10 protein-coding genes are annotated in these 18652 nt (G+C 69.8%); 4 read left to right on the top strand and 6 right to left on the bottom strand.

Annotation, left to right across the window (positions count from 1 at the left end):
* Window positions 1–52: 52 nt before the first annotated feature.
* From BGM09_RS04740 to BGM09_RS04730, 3 genes are all read right to left on the bottom strand, one after another.
* Complete coding sequence (locus BGM09_RS04740; protein ID WP_188280123.1) at window positions 53–4336, bottom strand: discoidin domain-containing protein; 4284 nt, start codon at window positions 4334–4336, stop codon at window positions 53–55.
* A gap of 344 nt (window positions 4337–4680) precedes the next feature.
* A complete protein-coding gene (locus BGM09_RS38420; RefSeq protein ID WP_317452531.1) occupies window positions 4681–5052 on the bottom strand; it encodes an STAS domain-containing protein in 372 nt (123 codons plus the stop codon).
* Window positions 5053–5287: 235 nt separating this feature from the next.
* Entirely contained in the window at window positions 5288–5794 is a 507-nt protein-coding gene (locus BGM09_RS04730) for a MarR family winged helix-turn-helix transcriptional regulator (RefSeq protein WP_188280122.1), read from the bottom strand.
* 234 nt (window positions 5795–6028) lie between these two features.
* Between BGM09_RS04730 and BGM09_RS04725 the strand changes: the two genes are divergently transcribed.
* Entirely contained in the window at window positions 6029–7207 is a 1179-nt protein-coding gene (locus BGM09_RS04725; protein ID WP_317452530.1) for a PP2C family protein-serine/threonine phosphatase, read from the top strand.
* A gap of 88 nt (window positions 7208–7295) precedes the next feature.
* Here the strand turns inward: BGM09_RS04725 and BGM09_RS04720 are convergent, their stop codons facing one another.
* A complete protein-coding gene (locus BGM09_RS04720) occupies window positions 7296–8510 on the bottom strand; it encodes an FUSC family protein (RefSeq protein WP_188280120.1) in 1215 nt (404 codons plus the stop codon).
* Between the two features lie 231 nt (window positions 8511–8741).
* On the opposite strand from BGM09_RS04720, the gene BGM09_RS04715 reads away from it, so the two are divergent.
* From BGM09_RS04715 to BGM09_RS04705, 3 genes are all read left to right on the top strand, one after another.
* Window positions 8742–10907 carry an NPCBM/NEW2 domain-containing protein gene (locus tag BGM09_RS04715; RefSeq protein ID WP_188280119.1) on the top strand — a complete coding sequence of 722 codons (2166 nt, stop codon included), beginning with the start codon at window positions 8742–8744 and terminating at the stop codon, window positions 10905–10907.
* Window positions 10908–11239: 332 nt separating this feature from the next.
* The gene (locus BGM09_RS04710) at window positions 11240–13360 is read left to right on the top strand and encodes a discoidin domain-containing protein (RefSeq protein ID WP_188280136.1); all 2121 of its coding nucleotides are present in this window, start codon (window positions 11240–11242) and stop codon (window positions 13358–13360) included.
* A gap of 241 nt (window positions 13361–13601) precedes the next feature.
* Window positions 13602–15098, top strand: coding sequence for a hydrolase (locus tag BGM09_RS04705; protein WP_188280118.1), 1497 nt, complete (start codon window positions 13602–13604; stop codon window positions 15096–15098).
* A gap of 42 nt (window positions 15099–15140) precedes the next feature.
* On the opposite strand, the gene BGM09_RS04700 is transcribed toward BGM09_RS04705, so the two are convergent.
* Together BGM09_RS04700 and BGM09_RS04695 are read right to left on the bottom strand one after the other, a co-directional pair.
* Window positions 15141–17282 carry a SpoIIE family protein phosphatase gene (locus BGM09_RS04700; RefSeq protein WP_188280117.1) on the bottom strand — a complete coding sequence of 714 codons (2142 nt, stop codon included), beginning with the start codon at window positions 17280–17282 and terminating at the stop codon, window positions 15141–15143.
* A 305-nt stretch (window positions 17283–17587) separates the two neighbouring features.
* A complete protein-coding gene (locus BGM09_RS04695; protein WP_188280116.1) occupies window positions 17588–17776 on the bottom strand; it encodes a hypothetical protein in 189 nt (62 codons plus the stop codon).
* Window positions 17777–18652: the final 876 nt, after the last annotated feature.

Below are 18652 nucleotides of genomic sequence, written 5' to 3'. Positions count from 1 at the left end.
AGAGCCGAACGCGGACACCTCCCAGCTGACGGCCGCTCCTGCGCGGCTGCTGTTAGTTGTTGACCTTGATGGTGAAGGTCGAGGTGGTGTTCTTGATGTCCTGGAAGTTGTCGCTCAGGTGGAGACCGTTGAAGGTGACGGAACCAACGGCCGGTCCCTGACCGGCCTCCGGCAGCTCATTGGCCCACAGACCGAATCCCGACTTGGCGTCGTACGCGTCACCGCTCTTGTGGGCACCGGTGATCGAGATGTTGGTCAAGATGGTGTCCGTGATCGGGAACTGCGGCTGACCGCCCACGTAGTTGGTCTGGAACATGATGCCGCTGTACGTCGGATCGGTGATGTCCACATCGCTGATGCGGATTCCCTGGAACACCTTCGAGGCCGAGAACAGCCAGATGGCGGGGAAGGTCTGGCCGCTCCAGAAGTGACCGCCCGTTCTGGCGAGCGACACGTTCTGGATGGTGGTCGGCACGGTTCCGAAGCCGTTCATCGCGTAACCGAAGTCCAGCGAACTGACGGTGATTCCGGAGTAGACCAGGGTGTCCGCGATGTAGATGTTCCGGAAGGTGTTGTTGTACCCGCCGTACACCGCGACGCCCGCCGCACGCCAGGTCAGCAGCGACGTCAGGTTCTCGAACACGTTGTTCTTCTCGTCCGCGCCGCCGGCGTCGATGGCGGAGAACAGCGCGAAACTGTCGTCACCGGTCGCCCGCGACTCGTTGTTGAAGACGTGGTTGTCCGTGGAGCCGTTCGTCATGTTGACGCCGTCGGCGAACGTGTCACGGATACGGGAGTTGCTGATCACCATGTTGTCGGTGTTGGCACCCCAGTACATGCAGACCGTGTGCTCGACCCAGATGTTGTCGATGGTCATGTTGGCCACGTTGGAGAGGTCGAAGACCTTTCCGGGACCGTCGATGCGCGAGGTGTAGTTGCCGAAGAACGCGAATCCGGAGAACGTCGTCCCGTTGGCGGTGGCGTCCGCGCGGAATCCGGCGTCGGTGTTCGACTGGTCGGCCGGAGTGCGGAACCGGGTGAACCACGGACCGGCGCCGATCACCTTGATCGACCGTCCGTAGACCTGGAACTTCTGGGCGGTCGAGTAGTCACCGGTCGGCAGGTAGACGCCGAGCTTGGTGGTGTCCTGCCGCGCCGCGTCCAGGGCGTTCTGCACGTCCTGCTGGGTGAAGCCGGCCGGCACGACGTACTTCGTCGGGTCCGGGTTCGGGATCACCGTGGCCTGCTCGGTGTTGATGAAGTCGATCGCGTACGTGCTGGTGTTCGCGGCGTCCTTCTGGAGCTTGATCGTGGCTCCCGCAGGGACGGTCGTCCCGAGCAGCAGGTTGGCCTCGTCGTAGATGTGACGGGGGCCGCCCGCGCTCGGACCGTTGCCGGGACCGGTCTCGTTGCCGTACAGCCAGGCGTACTTGGACGTCAGGTCGATGGCCTTGAGGAACGTGCCGTTGACGTAGACGTTCAGGTTGGAGTTGATGCCGTCGCCGCCCGCGGCGTCCGGGATGGAGTAGCGGACCACCAGCGTGTTGGTGCTGGCGCGGGTGGTGAAGGACACCGACTGCCCGGTGGAGTTGAGCGTCACCGCCTTGCGGCCGGACGCCTCGCCCGCGATGTCGCCGACGGTCCGGTTGGGACCGACGACCTGGGCGCCGCCGCCGAGCACGCCGTCCTCGGCCTCGTACGAGTCGTACGGCATGTTGGCGCCGCGACCGACGAAGAAGGACAGGGTGCTGGTGTTGTTGGCCTGCTTGGTCGCCACCTCGTTGGCGTCGACGGCGATCACCGTCTTCACGGTGTACTTGCCGTTGACCGCGGTCCAGCTACCCAGGTTGATCGGGCTGGTGGTCGCTCCGGCCGCGATGGCGCCGCTGTAGGAGCCGGTCAGCGTCTTGATGACATTGCCGGTGGTGGCGTCGGACAGGGTGAGCGTGACGTTGTGCGCACCGCTCGCCGCGGCCACGGTGCCCTGGTTCTTGATGGCCACCGAGAAGGTGACGTTGTTGCCCGCCGACGGGTTGCCCGGCGACCAGGCGACCGGCGAGGCCACCAGGTCGGAGGTGTCGACCGGCTTGACCACCAGGGCGGTGGGGCTGGTGTAGCTGTTGTTGGTCTCGTTCTGCTCGACGACCTTGTTGGACTCGTCGACCTTGGCGGTGAGCTGGTAGCTGCCCGCGTCCTTGGCGCCGATGTTGGCGGTCACGACGCTGCTCGCGCCCGCGGCCAGCGCGCCGACGGTGCCGGTGCCGACCTTGGTGGTGCCGAGGTAGAAGTTGACGTCGGTGGAGGCCGCCGCGTCGGTGCCGATGTTCTTCACCGTCGCGCTGAGCGTGATCGGGTCGGTCTCGACCGGCGAGGCGGGCGAGGCCGTCAGGGCGCTGACGGTCAGATCGGGGTTGGGCCCCGGTACGCCGATGACCTGGAACTCGGCCGCCTGGCCGCCGCCCGCACCGGTGTTGGAGCTGAAGGTGAGGCGCACGTCCGCGACCCGGCCGGAGACCGGGATCGTCACCGAGTTGCCGGTGGACGGGCTGAAGTTGTACGCGGTCGCGGGCGAGAGCTGGGTGAACGTGCTCGCGCTCTGCTCCCGGCCGGAGACCGCGATGGTCTGGGTCCGGTTGCCCCACGAGGCGTCGGGGTTGAGCTTGACCACCACGGAGCTGGTGTCCACGTTGGAGCCCAGCGAGACGGTCAGGGTGCTGGTGCCGCTGCCTTCCCAGTACGTCGACAGGCTGTCGTCGTTGGCGTTGGCCGCGACGAAGTTCTGCACGGTGGCGGACGCGACGATCGGCTTGCCGACCGCCAGGTTCGTACCGCCGACGCTGGTGCCGTTGCGGGTCACCGTGTTGCTGTTCGCCGACTCGTTCCCGGCCGCGTCCTTGGCCCGTACGAAGTACGAGACGGTCGCGGTGTCGGGCTGGCTGTCGGTGTACGTCAGCACGTTGGCCGCGGTGGTGGCGATCTGGCTGCCGTTGCGGAAGACCTCGTAGCCGGTGACACCGACGTTGTCGCTCGACGCCGTCCAGGTCAGCTTGATCTGGCCGGAGGCGGGCAGGGTGTACGCCAGGCTGCCCGGTGCGGTCGGCGCCTGCGTGTCACCCGACGTGCCGGTGCGCGTCACGGTGTTGCTGTGCGCCGACTGGTTGCCCGCCGCGTCCTTGGCGACCACGTAGTACGCCACGGTCGCGGTGTCGGGCTGGCTGTCGGTGTACGTCAGCACGTTCCCGGCCACCGAGGTACGCAGCGCGCCGTTGGCGTACACGTCGTAGCCGGTGACGCCCGTGTCGTCGGTGGAGGCGCTCCAGGTCAGCTTGACCTGGCCGGACACGGGCTGGGTGTACGCCAGGTTGGCGGGCGCGGTCGGCGCGGTGGTGTCACCGGTCGTCGGCCCGTACACCTCGAACTCGGATATCTGGCCCGCGGGCCAGCCGGTGTTGCCGGTGACGTTCAGCCGGACGTACCGGGTCGTCGTCGAGTTGAAGTTGATGGTCACCGTGTTGGCCGACGACGGGTTGAAGGAGTAACCCGCCGAGGCGACGATGTCGGTGAACGTGGTGCCGTTGGTGCTGCCCTGGACGGCCAGGGTCTGCGTGCGCGTCGCCCAGCTCGTGGCCGGCGGCAGCTTCAGCACGACCTGGTTGACCGCCACCGCGGAGCCGAGGTCGACCCGGAGCCACTGCGGGAAGGCGTTGTTGGCGCTCTCCCAGTACGAATTCGCGTCGCCGTCCACGGCGTTGCCCGAGCCGTAGACGTCCGCGTGGCTGGACTCCGCGGTCGGCTTGCCCTTGGCGAGGTTGACCGTCGAGGCCGCGGCGGCCTGCGCGGTGATCTCGGAGAGCTGGGCGGAGGACCCGGCGGAGTTCCCGGTCACCTCGGCGCGGACGTAGTGCGCCATGGAGGCCGGGAAGGAGATCTTGACGGTGTTGCCGGTCGACGGGCTGAAGGTGTACTTCGCCGAGCCGACCAGGGTGTTGAAGGTCTCGCCGTCCTCGCTCGCCTGGATCGAGAGCGTCTCCGACCTGGACTTCCACCCCGAGGGCACCTTCAGCCGCACCTGGTCGATGCGGGTGGTGCGGCCCAGGTCGATCTGCGCCCACTGCGGCAGGGACTTGCCCGAGCTCTGCCAGTAGGTGTTCTGGTCACCGTCGTTGAGGTGGGCGGCGCCGTTCGTGCCGCTGGTGCTACTGACCGAGACCGCGCTGTCGGTCGCCGGACTTGGCTCTCCCGATGCCATGGCGGGAAGAGCGGACCCGCCCAGGAGCAGCAGGCTCGTCGCGGTCACCCCCGCCATCAGCCGTGGGATGGAGCGCTTCGTTCTCATAGCGTCCCTCTATGTCGTGTCCGGCGCTTCGTCGCGACCGGAGCGGTGGGAGGTTCAGGAGACGGACTATCCGAAACGTGCGGGTTGAGCATGTGAAGTTGCGCTCTTCCCATGCAGATCCATCGTTGTTCTGCGAGAAATTTGCGTTTGTGTTGGCAGAGTGTTACAGACGCGCTACGGCGGCGTCTACGCCTCGGAAGGCAACGATTCATGCCATGGCAAAGCCGGTTGGCGGACCTGCCGGTTTCCGGACATGCCTGAGCGCCCGCGCGTGAGAGCGGTCTCACGTCACAGCGGGTTCGCCTCAGTGCTTCCGGGGAAGGCGCGCAGTGCGGCGCCGAGTGTTACGCGCGGTCGTCGGAGCCGGCCAGCGCCTCTTCGACGGAGTCACGGACGGCCAGCACCATCGGCAGTCCGACCAGGCCGAAAAGCCGGGCGACGAAGGGAGAGGGGGCGGCGATCCACAGGCGACCGGGGCCAAGATCGACATCGGCCCGCAGCAACTCGTTCACCGTGGAGGAGTCACAGAAAGTGACCTGCGACAGATCGAGCACCACGCGGGGCGCGTCCTCGCGCCTGGCCGCGGCCAGCGCTGCCCGCAGCGGCTCCAGGGTCTCCAGGTCGAGCTCGCCGCGCAACGCGAGGACCAGCGCGGTCCCGGCCCGGCGGACGGCCACCTCGACCGGTCTCCCGGCACCCTCTCCGCCACCGCTCACAGCGCTTCCTTCACTCTCTGCCGCACCGGCGGCCGTACGAGGCGGTCTGTCGCCCCCGTGCCGCCCGACATGCGCAGTCACGCGTGCCACCCTAGTAAGATCGTTGCCACTTGACAACAATATCCATCGGACAAGAGTCTGTGCCGATGCACAAGTGTTCGTGTCACGGCATGGGTGCGGGTCGGGATGCGAGTGCGCGGGCGACAACGCCCGGGGCGGGGAGCGGAGCGTGATGCTAGGCGGAGTCCGCCGCACGGGGTGCGGGGTCGGCGGTGGTCGCACCGGGTACGGCCGCACCGGCGGCGGCACGGCGGAAGGCCGTCAGTCCCTCGGCGAGCGCCGCCAGCTCGTCCGGCGCCATCCGGCCCAGCACGGCCTTCACCTCGCGGGCCCTGAAGTCACGGAATTCGGCGAGTGCCGCGTGGCCGCGCCGGGTCAGCCGCAGTTCCACCTCGCGACGGCTGGTCGGGCTCGTCTGCCGGTCCACCAGACCGACCGCCTCAAGCCGGTCGCAGAGCCTGCTCACCGAGGAAGGCCGCGATCCCAGCGCGTCGCCCAGCGTCCGCAGATTGGCGCCCTCGTACTGTTCGATCGCGAACAGCGCCCGCACCTGCGACGGTGACAGGGGGCCGGACGGCGCGGCCTCCTGTCCTCTGCCCCACAGGACCTCCAGCAGTTCCGACACAGCGCTGGCGTCATGAGCGACCTGCTCATGACGGTGAGGCGGAACGATGTGGGGCATCTGGCCACTGTGCCACTGACGACGGCCGTTTGTCAGCCCGCGCCGCCCCGCACGGGACCCCTGCCACTCACCGCGCCCGACCTCTTCACCCCGCCCTCACATCGACCGCCGTCCCCGACCACCGACACCGACCACCGACACCGACACCGTCCGCCGGCACCGCTCAGCACCCCCACACCCACCCCCACACCCACCCACCCACCACTCCCACCGACCGCAAAGGCTGTCCCGCCCGTGACGAATTTCCTGGCCGTAGAACGCGCCCTGCGCGCCGCGGCTCCCTACGCTCTGCTGGACACCGCGCGCACCGCGCTGGCCGAGCACTACGGCACGGTCGCGGCCGACCTGCTGCTGGCCGACTACAGCACCACGGTGCTCCAGTCGGTCGACACCTCGGCGCCCTCCAGGCTCTCCCTGCCGGTGCACAACACCCCGCAGGGCAGGGCCTTCGGAAGCCAGCAGCCGGTGGAGCAGCGCTCGGGGCGGGACGGCGAGGTCACGGTGCATCTGCCGGTCACCGTGCGCGGCGACCGGCAGGGCATCCTCACGGTCGTGCTGCCCGCCGACCGGCACGCCGTGCAGGGCGTCGGCGAGCTGGCCGAGGTGGCGGAACTGCTCGGACGCGAACTGGTGGTCGCCGAGCGGGACACCGACCACTATCTGGTCGCCCGCAGGGCCGCGCGGCTCACCCTGGCGGCCGAGATGCAGTGGGAACTGCTGCCGGGCCGCGCCTTCGCCCGGCCCGAGTACTCGCTCGGCGCACAGTTGGAGCCCGCCTACGCCATCCACGGCGACAACTTCGACTGGTCGGCCAGCCCGGACACCCTGTCCCTGGCCATCACCAACGGCATGGGCGCGGGCATCGACGCGTCGCTGCTGACCAGCCTCGCCGTCAACGCGCTGCGCAACGCGCGCCGGGCGGGCATCGGCATCGCCGACCAGGCCGCGCTCGCCGACCAGGCGCTGTGGTCGCGCTACCGCGGCGCCGCCCACGTCGCCACGCTGCTGCTCTCCTTCGACGTGCCCAGCGGCGTCGTGCAGGTGGTGGACGCCGGGTCGCCGCGGCTCTGGCGGCAGCGCGGCAAGACCGTCGAGCGGGTGGAATTCGACGAGCAGCTGCCGCTCGGGATGTTCGAGGAGACCCTGTATGTGGTCGAGGAGTTCCACGTGCTGCCCGGCGACCGGCTGCTGTTCGCCAGCGACGGCGTGTACGCCACGTACTCCCCCGAGGGCGACGCGTACGGCGACCGTGCGCTGATCCGCGGCCTGTCGGCGACGAGTCTGCTGCCCGCCGCCGACGTGCCGGGCGCGGTGCTGCGCGAGCTGCCCGACTACCGGGGGCACGACGCGGACGACGACGCGCTGGTGGTCTGCCTCGACTGGTTCGGCCCGCAGGAGGAGTCCGGCGCCTGAGCCGTACGGCTGTACGGCCGTATACGGTGGCCGCGCACGTCAGCCGGATGAGTACGGATGCTCTCGCGCAGGACGTCAGCGCAGGACGTCAGGGCAGGACCGCACGGGCGGAGCCCAGCCGTTTCTTGATCATGTGCAGCCAAGGGTGCCGGTCGCTCTGCTCGCGCGAGTAGCGGTCCAGTTCCTCCACCAGGCGCTCCGACCGCTTCTCGACGGCCAGCTCGTCCAGGATGCGGTCGACCTCGGCCAGCAGCGCGCCGTGCAATTGCCACTGCCGGGGGTGCTCGCGCACCTTGGCGAGCAGCAGCTGGGCGGTCCTGTCGCGGCTGGCCACGCTGTCGGTGAGGGCCTGGGCCAGTTGCTCCTCCGCCGACTGCGCGTTGGCCGCGACCTGGGTGGTGATCAGTACGGCGAAGCTCTCGATCGCGTGCGCCACGTGGTCGAACAGCTCCTCCAGCTCGGCGGCGACGTCGTCGGGGAACAGCGACTCCTCGGTGCGGTGCTTGGCGAGGTCGGTGAGCGTCCTGGACAGCACGCGCAGCACGACCGCGCAGATCTCCAGGGTGTCGAGCCCGGTGCGCAGCACGATCCGGGAGAGCACGCCCTCGCGGACCCGCGGATTCCACCGCAGGCTGTCCTCGGCCTGCCGCAGCGAGGCGTCGACCTCGACGATGTCGTGGTCGACCCGGCGCGCGTCGTGCAGCCGGGCGGCGGCGCGTTCGACGGGCAGATGTCCGGCCAGCTCGCCGCCCATGTCGCGGAAGAGGCCGCCCATCCGGCGGGCCAGCGACTCGATGGAGCCGCCCGCCGACTGCACCCAGACCGGCGGCGCGAACAGCAGGTTGAACAGCAGGCCGACGCCCGCGCCGATCAGTGTCTCCAGCACCCGGTCCCACGCGGTGTCCGCGACCCGGGTCACGCCGAGGACGAGCATCGCGCTGATCGCGACCTCCACCACGAATTCGCCGACCCGTACGACGCGGCCGATCAGCAGCGCGCTGAAGATCGTCAGGCCCAGGCTCCACCAGGTCAGACCGACCAGGGCACTGAAGCCGATGGCGATCAGGACGCCGACCACCACCGAGTTCACCCGGCGGATGCCGGTGGTGAGCGTGGAGTAGAGGGTGACCTGCACGACGAGGAGCGCCGTCAGGGGCGCGGTCAGCGGCGCGGGCTGCGGGGTCAACTGGACGGCCGTGACATAGGCGATGACCGCGGCGGCGGTGGACCTGAGGATCTGGGCGGCAGCCGGTTCCGTGGTCCACCGGACCAGCTTGACCATGGGTTCTGGTACGTCGGGCATCCGGTGCACGTTCCCGCTCTCGGCGATCTCAGTGGTCCGGGCCCACCCTAAAGTCGATCTCCTCCGGAACGGCCGGTGGCGCGCCTCGTACGGTCATTCGGGATCGGCGCACGGTGCTTCAGGGTTCACCGCACCGCACTTATTGACATGCTCACGCTGCACCGCTGGAATGTGGTTGCTTTCGTTCGACCCCGTTGGATTGTGCGCCATTGAAATGACACGGAGCCGCACATGCCGCACGAACGACACACCAAAACACACCACCTCCGGCAGCGCCTCGCGGCCTCGGCCGCGTCGCTCACCCTCGTCGCCGGGGCGGGAGCCGGACTCACCGCACTGGCCGCGACCGCCGCCGTGACCGCTCAGATCGCCGCCGCGCCGCCGGCCGCGGCCCTCGACAACGGCCTGGCCCTGACCCCGCAGATGGGCTTCAACAACTGGAACTCCACCGGCTGCGGGTCCCAGTTCAACGAGGCGATGGTCAAGGGCATCGCCGACCTCTTCGTCTCCCAGGGCCTCAAGGCCGCCGGATACACCTACGTCAACCTGGACGACTGCTGGGCGCTGCCCAGTCGCGACGCCTCCGGCAACCTCGTCGCCGACCCCGCGCGCTTCCCCGACGGCATCAAGAACGTCGCCGACTACGTCCACTCCAAGGGGCTGAAATTCGGCCTCTACTCCTCCGCGGGCACCAAGACCTGCAACAGCGCGGGCTTCCCCGGCGGCCTCGGCCACGAGCAGCAGGACGCCAACCTGTGGGCGTCCTGGGGCGTGGACTACCTCAAGTACGACAACTGCAACAACAACAACGTCGACGCGCAGCAGCGCTACAAGGCGATGGGCGACGCGCTGAAGGCCACCGGCCGGCCGATCCTCTACAGCATCTGCGAATGGGGCTCCAACCAGCCGTGGAACTGGGCGCCCGCGGTCGGCAACTCCTGGCGTACGACCGGGGACATCAGCGACTCGTGGTCCAGCATGATCAACATCGCGCACCAGAACCAGCAGCTCGCGCCGTACGCCAAACCGGGCGCGTGGAACGACCCGGACATGCTGGAGGTCGGCAACGGCGGCATGACCGACACCGAGTACCGCACCCACTTCAGCCTCTGGTCGGAGATGGCCTCGCCGCTGCTGATCGGCAGCGACATCAGGACCGCGTCCGCCGCCACGCTGACGATCCTGAAGAACGCCGACGTGATCGCGGTGGACCAGGACCCGTTGGGCAAGCAGGGCTCGGTGGTCTCCTCCTCCGGCGGGCTCGTGGTGATGTCGAAGCCGCTGGCCAACGGCGACCGCGCGGTGACGCTCACCAACGAGAACGCCTCCGCCCAGACCGTCAGCACCACCGCGCAGGCCGTCGGCGTCGGCGGCGCGTCCTCGTACGCGCTCAAGGACCTGTGGTCCAAGGCGACTTCGAGCACCAGCGGCGCGATCAGCGGGTCGGTGCCCGCGCACGGCACGGTGATGTTCCGGGTCACCCCGGGCAGCCCGGTGCCGCCGCCGACCGGTCTCAACGAGCTGAGCGACCTGTCGTGGACCTCGGCGGTGAACGCCTGGGGCCCGGTCGAACGCGACCACAGCAACGGCGAACAGGCCGCGGGCGACGGCAAGACGATCACCATCGGCGGTACCACGTACGCGAAGGGACTCGGGGTGCACGCGCCCAGTGACATCTCCTATTACGTGGGCGGTCTGTGCGGAAAGCTGACCGTGGACGTCGGGGTGGACGACGAGGTGGGGAGCAACGGGTCGGTGGACTTCCAGATCTACCGCGACTCCACGCTGGTCGCCGACAGCGGGACCCGTACGGGCAACGACGCGGCGGCGCGTCTGACCGCCGACCTGACCGGAGGAACGACGCTGCGGCTGGTGGTCACCGACGCGGGCGACGGCATGAACTACGACCACGCCGACTGGGCCGACCCCAAGATGGCCTGCGGCAAAGGCCCTTCGGCCGGCGCGCACGCCCTCAGCGACCTCAACTGGTCGTCGGCGGTGAGCGGTTGGGGCCCGGTCGAGCGCGACCACAGCAACGGCGAACAGGCAGCGGGCGACGGCAAGACGATCACTATCGGCGGTACCACGTACGCCAAGGGTCTGGGGGTGCACGCGGCCAGCACGGTCGTCTACTACCTGGGCGGCGGTTGCTCCTCGGTCACCGCCGATGTGGGGGTGGACGACGAGGTCGGCAGCAAGGGCTCGGTGGACTTCCAGATCTACCGCGACTCGGCACTGGTCGCCGACAGCGGTGTCGTCACCGGCAGTGACACGGCCCGCCATCTGACGGCCGCTCTGAGCGGCGGTACGGAGCTGCGGTTGGTGGTCACCGACGGCGGCAACGGCAACGACTCCGACCACGCCGACTGGGCGGGGCCGGTACTGACCTGCGGCTGACGCGCAGGACTGGACCAATCATGGCGGCGGAGACTCTTCTCCGCCGCCATCGTCATGTCCGCCGTCTCAAGCTCTTGCACACAGCGACAAGCCACTTAACTCCCTTATCGGGACGAGTGGTTCGCTGACCCTTCGGGTGTCGACACCAAGGCGGGTCCGGGTGAATTCGCGGGGCGAATCTCGTTCACTTTCTTGACGTGTCAGCAACAGCGCCGTAATCATCGCAGCATTCAGAGAGCGCTCTCTCGCTCGGCGACCAATCAGGAGACGCCGTGATCGGCAACCCCCCACAGACCCGTCCATCCCCCACGACACGATTCCCCAGATCGCTGATCCTCGCCTTCGTCGCGGCCCTCGTCGCGACGCTCGCGCTGGCGGTATCGCAGACTCCGGCCAAGGCCGCGGGCACCCTGCTCTCGCAGGCGAAACCGGCCACGGCCTCCTCCACGGAGAACGCGGGCACACCGGCGTCGGCCGCGGTCGACGGCGACCTCGGCACCCGCTGGTCCAGCGCGGCGGCCGACCCGCAGTGGCTCCAGGTCGACCTCGGGGCCACGTCCACCCTCTCCCAGGTGGTGCTCAACTGGGAGACGGCGTACGCGAAGGCGTACCAGATCCAGGTCTCCGCCAACGGCACGACCTGGACGAACGTGTACAGCACGACCACCGGCGCGGGTGGCACCGAAACCCTCGACGTCACCGGCTCCGGACGCTACGTCCGGATCAACACCACGGCGCGCGCCACCCAATACGGCGTCTCGCTCTGGGAGTTCAAGGTCTACGGCTCCACCGGCACGGGCAACGCGGCCTGCGGTACGGCCAACTCCGCGCTGAACAAGCCCGCGACGGCCTCGTCCACGGAGAACGCGGGCACTCCCGCCTCCGCCGCGGTCGACGGCAACATGGGCACCCGCTGGTCCAGCGCGGCGGCCGACCCGCAGTGGCTCCAGGTCGACCTCGGCAGTTCGCAGAACATCTGCGGTGTCCAGTTGAGCTGGGAGACGGCGTACGCGAAGGCGTACCAGATCCAGGTCTCCGCCAACGGCACGACCTGGACGAACGCCTACTCCACCACCACGAGCCCCGGCGCGACCGAGCTGATCACCCTGACCGGCACCGGCCGCTACGTCCGGGTCTACACCACCGCGCGCGCCACCCAATACGGCGTCTCGCTCTGGGAGTTCCAGATCTTCACCGGTGGCGGCGGCAGCACGACCCCGCCGACCACTCCCCCCACCACTCCCCCGACCACCCCGCCCACCACACCGCCGGGCGGCGCGGTCCTGCTGTCGTACAACAAGCCGGCCTCCGCCTCGACCTACCAGAACGCCAATAGCTGCGTCGGCTGCACTCCGGCCAAGGCGTTCGACGAGGACCCGGCCACCCGGTGGGCGACCAGTGACACCAACGGCTGGGTCGACCCCGGCTGGATCAGCGTCGACCTGGGCGCGACCGCGCACATCACGCAGGTCGTCCTCCAGTGGGACCCGGCCTACGCGACCGCTTACCAGATCCAGGTCTCGCCGGACAACACCAACTGGACGAGCATCTACTCCACCACCACCGGCAAGGGCTTCAAGGAGACCCTGAACGTGGACGGCACCGGCCGCTACGTACGGATGTACGGCACCGCGCGCAGCAACGGCTACGGGTACTCGCTGTGGACCTTCGACGTCTACGGCACCGGCGGCAACCCCACGGCGCCGCCCGCCCTGCCGCCCGACCCGGGCAACCCCACGCACCTGGTGTGGAGCGACGAGTTCAACGGCGCCGCGGGCACCAAGCCGGACACCGGCAAGTGGACCCAGGACATCGGCGGCGGCCAGAACGGCGAGCTGGAGTACTACACCAACGGCGCCAACACCTCGATGGACGGCAACGGCAACCTCGTCATCGAGGCCAGGAAGGAGAACGTCGAGGGCCACCAGTACACCTCGGGCCGGATCAACACCTCGGACCACTTCAACTTCACCTACGGCCACGTCGAGGCGCGGATCAAGGTGAGCGGCACGCAGGGTCTGTGGCCCGCGTTCTGGATGCTGGGGTCCAACTTCAAGACGGGCACGCCGTGGCCCAACTCCGGTGAGATCGACATCATGGAGCACGTCGGCAAGGTCGCCGACTCCGTCTACTCCACGCTGCACGCCCCCGCCTACAACGGCGGAAACGGTTACGGGTCCCCGTACACCCTCGCGGGCAGCGACTTCGCCTCGGACTTCCACACCTACGCCGTGGACTGGGACTCCCACCACATGACGTTCTCGGTGGACGGCCACGCCTTCTTCACCGCCGACAAGGCGACGGTGGAGGCGACCAGGGGTCCGTGGGTGTACGACCACCCGTTCTACATCATCCTCAACAACGCGGTGGGCGGTGACTGGCCCGGAGCTCCGGACGCCACCACGGTCCTCCCGCAGCGCATGCTGATCGACTACGTGCGCGTGTCGCAGTAACCGCGACGCCGCGCCCGCCGCGGTGAGCGCGTCCGCCTCCCCGTATGTGATGACGGCTCACACGGGGAGGCGGACGCGTGTCCGCAGCCGAGGCGCTATTGTCAGGGACGCATCATTTCACTGCCGAAGCCGACCCGCAGCGTTCACCCCTTCGTCACGCACGGCACATCAGTCACAAATTCTACGCGCGCAGAATCATCTCCCGCACCCCCACTGCCCCCCCCCACCTGGAGGTTGACGGATGCTTGGATCCCGTGTGCCCCGCAGCCGCGTCCTGATCGGCGCGGCAGCCGCACTGGGCGCGATCGCGCTCGGCGCGGCCGGTCTCAGCGGCGGCTCCGCTCAGGCCGCCCCCGGCGCCCCGGTCGTGCCGGCCGCGGCGACGACGCACCGCGTGCTCTTCGACAACACCAAGGCCGAGACGGCCGGGAACGCCGACTGGATCATCAGCACGAGCCAGCCCGACCCGCTCGGCCAGAACGCCAACCCCACCAAGGAGACGGACTGGACCGGCGCCTTCTCCGCCTGGGGCGTCGCGCTCCAGAAGGCGGGCGGCTACACCCTCAACACGCTGCCGTCCGGCCGCACGATCACCTACGGCAACAGCTCCAACGCCCAGGACCTCAGCAACTTCGACACCTTCGTGCTGCCCGAGCCGAACGTGAAGCTGAGCGCGGCCGAGAAGACCGCCGTGATGAAATTCGTGCAGAACGGCGGCGGGCTCTTCCTGATCTCCGACCACAACAACAGCGACCGCAACAACGACGGTTGCGACTCGCCCTGCGTCATCAACGACCTGCTGACCAGCAACGGGGTCGACAACACCGACCCGTTCGGCTTCTCCGTCGACCTGCTGGACATCAGCACCGACAATCCGCGGGCGATCAGTGACGCGTCCAACCCGGTGCTGCACGGCCCCTTCGGCAACGTGACGGGCAGCATCCTGCGCGACGGCACCACCTTCACCCTCAAGCCCGCGGACAACCCGAACGTCAAGGGACTGCTGTACAGGACGGGTTCGTCCGGCAACACCGGCGCGTTCTTCGTCACCAGCGCCTTCGGCAGCGGCCGGGTGGCGATCTGGGGTGACAGCTCACCCGCCGACGACGGCACCGGCCAGTCGGGCAACACGCTCTACAACGGCTGGGACGACCCGGCGGGCACCGACGCGGCGCTCGCGCTCAACGCGACGGCCTGGCTGGCGGGTTCGGGATCGGGCAGCACGACGCCGCCCACCACTCCCCCGACCACCCCGCCGACAGGCGGCACCTGCACCGCGCGCCAGCTCCTGGCCAACCCCGGCTTCGAGTCAGGCACTTCGTCGTGGACGGCGACCAGCGGCGTCATCAACAACAACGCGTCGCAAGCGGCGCACAGCGGGTCGTACAAGGCGTGGCTCGACGGTTACGGGACCGCCACCACGGACACCGTCGCGCAGTCGGTGGCCATCCCGGCGGGCTGCGCCGCGAGTCTGAGCTTCTGGCTGCACATCGACACCGCGGAGACCGGCAGCACCGCCTACGACACGCTCAAGGCGCAGGTGCTGAACTCCTCCGGCACCGTACTGAGCACCCTGGCCACGTACTCCAACGTCAACGCGGCCTCCGGCTTCCAGCAGCGCACCTTCAACCTGGGCGCGTACGCGGGACAGACGGTCACCGTCAAGTTCACCGGGACCGAGGGCTCCAAGCTCCAGACCTCGTTCGTCATCGACGACACGGCGCTGAACGTGAGCTGAACACGGCTGCGGCGCGGGCGGCCGGGTCCCGAAAGCGGGGGCTCAGCCGTCCGTACCGGTCTCGTCCGGGTCGAATTCGCACCAGACGGCCTTGCCGTCGCCGCGCGGCTCCACGCCCCAGCACGCGGCGAGCGCGTCGATCATCAGCAGGCCGCGGCCCGAGGTGGCCGCCTCGCCGGGCGACCTGCGGCGCGGCCAGACGCTCGACCGGTCCTGGACCGACAGCCGCACCCGGCGTACCGGCTCCGGCAGCACCTCAAGGGTGAGGACGGCGCCGCCCTCGGTGTGCAGCAGCACATTGACCAGGAGTTCGCCCGCGGCGAGTTCCACGTCGTCGGCGAGGTAGGCCAGACCCCAGTCGGTGAGCGCCTGCCGCAGGGCGGACCGGGCGTCGGCCAGGCCCTCGGGGTCGGCCTGGTGGACGTAACTGTGCATCCGCGGGGCGCGCGGGGTGCCGGTGTCGGGGGCGCGGCGCAGGATCAGCAGCGCGACGTCGTCGCCTGAGCCCCAGCGCTCCCAGAGGTTCTCCGCGAGGTGGTCGGCAAGCGCCTCGGCGGCCTGCGGGCCGAAGTGCACCGCCTCGGCCAGCGCCTCCATGCCGATGGTGATGTCCAGACCGCGCTCCTCGACCAGGCCGTCAGTGCAGAACACCAGCGTCTCGCCGGGCACCAGGTCGATCCGGGTCTCGGGGAACTCGTGCAGTTCCAGGGTGGTGGCCAGGCCCAGCGGCAGCCCGCCGCGCACATTCGGCCAGCCCGTACGGCCGTCGGTGTGCCGGATCAGCGGTCCGAGGTGGCCCGCGCGGGCGGCGGAGACGGAGCCGGTGGCGAGGTCGATCTGCGCGTAGGCGCAGGTGGCGAAGCGCTCGGTGTCCAGTTCCGCCAGGAAGCGGGAGGCGCGGGCGAGCACGGTGGACGGCGGGTGGCCCTCGGCCGCGTACGCGCGCAGGGCGATCCTGAGCTGGCCCATCACGGCGGCGGCGTGCGTGTCGTGGCCCTGCACGTCGCCGACGACCAGGCCGACCCGGTTCTGCGGCAGCGCGACCACGTCGTACCAGTCGCCGCCGACCTCCCGCCCGCTGCGCGCCGCGTGGTAGCGGACGGCGATCTCGGCGCCGTCGACGCGCGGGATGTGCCGGGGCAGCATCGCGGCCTGGAGGCCGGTGGCGAACTCCCGCTCCTGGTCGAAGAGGATCGCGCGCTGGAGGGACTGGGCCAGGATGCCCGCGAGCGTCATGTACAGCTCGCGGTCCTCCGGCCGGAATTCGGTGCGGTCGTGGTAGAAGAGCGCGAGGCCGCCGATGGAGCGGGCCTGGGCGACCAGCGGCAGGAAGGCCGCCGCGAAGTGGCTGTCGGGGTCGCCGCCCGCGCCGGGCTTCATCTGCGCGCGCAGCAGCGGAAACTTCTCGGCCAGCGCGGGGAAGTCCGTGGCGAATCGCGGCTGCTGCGTGATGACGGCCTGGGTGAGCGGCAGCGAGTCGTCGAGCCGCCGCAGCCGCAGCCCCTCGTAGAAGGACATCTCCCGGCCGCTGAAGGCGACCACCTTGAGATTGCCCGCCTCTATCAGGCCGAGCGTCAGTCCGTCGGCGCCGAAGCGCTCCAGGCCGCCCGCGCCGGTCAGTACCGCGATGACGTCGTCGACCGTGACGGCCGTGGACAGCGCCTCGATCGTACGGCGGACGATCGAGGGCAGGCTGCGGCGCTCGTGCCGCGGCGGCGGAGTGCTGGGCGCGGGGGTCTGGGTCAGCTCGGCGGTCGCGTCCCTGACGATGCCCAGGACGCGGTACGCGTTGCCGAGGTCGTCGCGCAGGATGGCGCCCTGGGTGTGCGTCCACTGCTTGGCGCCGTCCCTGCGGGTGACCTGGAAGTATCCGCCGTAGCTGCGGCGGCCCGTTTGCAGGGCCTTGCGCAGCATGATGTCGAGGCGGGACCTCTCCTCCGGGGTCACCCGCAGGACCAGCGAGTCGATCCGGCCGTCGAATTCCTCCGGGAGCAGGTCGAAGACGTCGAGTCCCGCCTGGTCGAGGTCGAAGGTGCCGAGGTCGAGGTCCCAGTCGAAGGTGCCCATGCCGTTCATGGCAAGCCGCTCCCCGGGGCCGATCTCCGGGGCCGTCGGCAGACCCGTCGGGAAAGGCCCCACACGGGGGTCGTAGCCGCCACCTGGGGGCCGCTTGCGTGCCGTCATGCACCTGCTCCGGGGTCGGGCGGCGGTCAGCTGACCACATCCGCGAGGCGGGCCACACGGACCACCAGGATAGCTTTGGCATGATTTATCGCCATGAGGGACATTGTCCAGCGTCCCACATTCCGCCATGGGGTCGCGCTTCCGCGCCGCCCGCGCGGGACCTGTGCCGCCTTCCCATGGGGATACGCGCCCCCGCGGGTGATCACCCGGGACTCGGGCCGCCTGGCCACCCCAAACACCCGATGGGCCATTCGGCCGCCGTCCCCGCGCCCCGCGGAACGCGGTGGCCCCGGAGACGGGAGCCGTCAGGCGGTGGGTGCGAGGACGGCCAGGACGACGAGGCCGGGCCGGGAGCGGCCTGGGGCAGGCGGACCGACCGCGGGGAAGCGGTCGACCAGGGCATCGAAGACGCGGTACGCGCTGGCCTCGTCGCGCGCGGTGATCAGGACGTGCACCACACCAGGTTCCCGAAGGTCTTCCCAGTCCTCTGCCATCACCGGCTCCTTCCGCCATGGATCAGTCCCCGGGACAGACAACGCGCCGTGGGCGCGCAGTTGCGGGCGCCGGCGCGGTTCACTCCCACGGGAGCGCGCGCGGGGGCGTGCGGCATAGGCGCGCGATGACCGGGTACGTGTCGTGTCCAGTCGGCGAGGACCGCGAAGAGGCCCTCGCCAGGACCTTCGGAGGCAGCGATGACCAACCCCGTGCCCGAGCCTTTCCCGACGCCGGGGCCCGATCCGTTCCCGTCTCCGGTGCCCGGCCCCACCCCCGGCCCGGGTCCGGTCCCGGTACCGGATCCGACGCCGACACCTCCGGGACCCGAGCCGGTGCCTCCCGGCCCGGCGCCCGACCCGGTGCCGCCGACGCCCGAGCCGAGCCCCGCGCCGCCCCCGCCGCCGCCGTCGATGTACTGAGCACTGCCGCCGCACCGCCGGTCGCCGGGCCGGACCCGCAGCAGAAACGATTATTCTGCCGTGTCGGGCCCGGCCGCGGGCGACAACCGTGGATCACGCACGGTGCCACTGCGCCTGTTGATACCCAAGAGGGGACGCCGAGGGACCGGTTCGGCCCGTCGGCTCCTCGACGGCTCACCCTTGTCCGCGGATGTCAAGGCCCCCTTGGCGGGGCCACCTTGTTACCGCACCCTGGGGTGCGGAAGTTTTTGCGGGTGGGGATGATCCGGCAGTGGCGTGAGTGAAACCGGTGATGGACATGGAAGACGACAGGGCGGGGCGGCGGCCGGCGGACGGGGAGCGTCGGCACCGGCCGGACGGCGCGGCGACGGCGGTCGCGGCATCCGAGTCCCGCAACGGCGGCGAAGAGCCGCCGGATGTGATCGACGTGGTGTTCCCCGCACCGGGGGCCGAGGG

The organism is Streptomyces sp. CBMA29 (genome assembly GCF_014596445.1).
Classification (GTDB): domain Bacteria; phylum Actinomycetota; class Actinomycetes; order Streptomycetales; family Streptomycetaceae; genus Actinacidiphila.
This window is presented reverse-complemented; position numbering and strand designations above follow the sequence as displayed.

Excerpts from the sequence above, each read along its gene's own strand:
- BGM09_RS04695 (WP_188280116.1), bottom strand. The coding sequence starts at position 17,776 with ATGGCAGAGGACTGGGAAGACCTTCGGGAACCTGGTGTGGTGCACGTC.
- BGM09_RS04720 (WP_188280120.1), bottom strand. The coding sequence starts at position 8,510 with ATGCCCGACGTACCAGAACCCATGGTCAAGCTGGTCCGGTGGACCACG.
- BGM09_RS04715 (WP_188280119.1), top strand. The coding sequence starts at position 8,742 with ATGCCGCACGAACGACACACCAAAACACACCACCTCCGGCAGCGCCTC.
- BGM09_RS04730 (WP_188280122.1), bottom strand. The coding sequence starts at position 5,794 with ATGCCCCACATCGTTCCGCCTCACCGTCATGAGCAGGTCGCTCATGAC.
- BGM09_RS04705 (WP_188280118.1), top strand. The coding sequence starts at position 13,602 with ATGCTTGGATCCCGTGTGCCCCGCAGCCGCGTCCTGATCGGCGCGGCA.
- BGM09_RS04740 (WP_188280123.1), bottom strand. The coding sequence starts at position 4,336 with ATGAGAACGAAGCGCTCCATCCCACGGCTGATGGCGGGGGTGACCGCG.
- BGM09_RS04700 (WP_188280117.1), bottom strand. The coding sequence starts at position 17,282 with ATGACGGCACGCAAGCGGCCCCCAGGTGGCGGCTACGACCCCCGTGTG.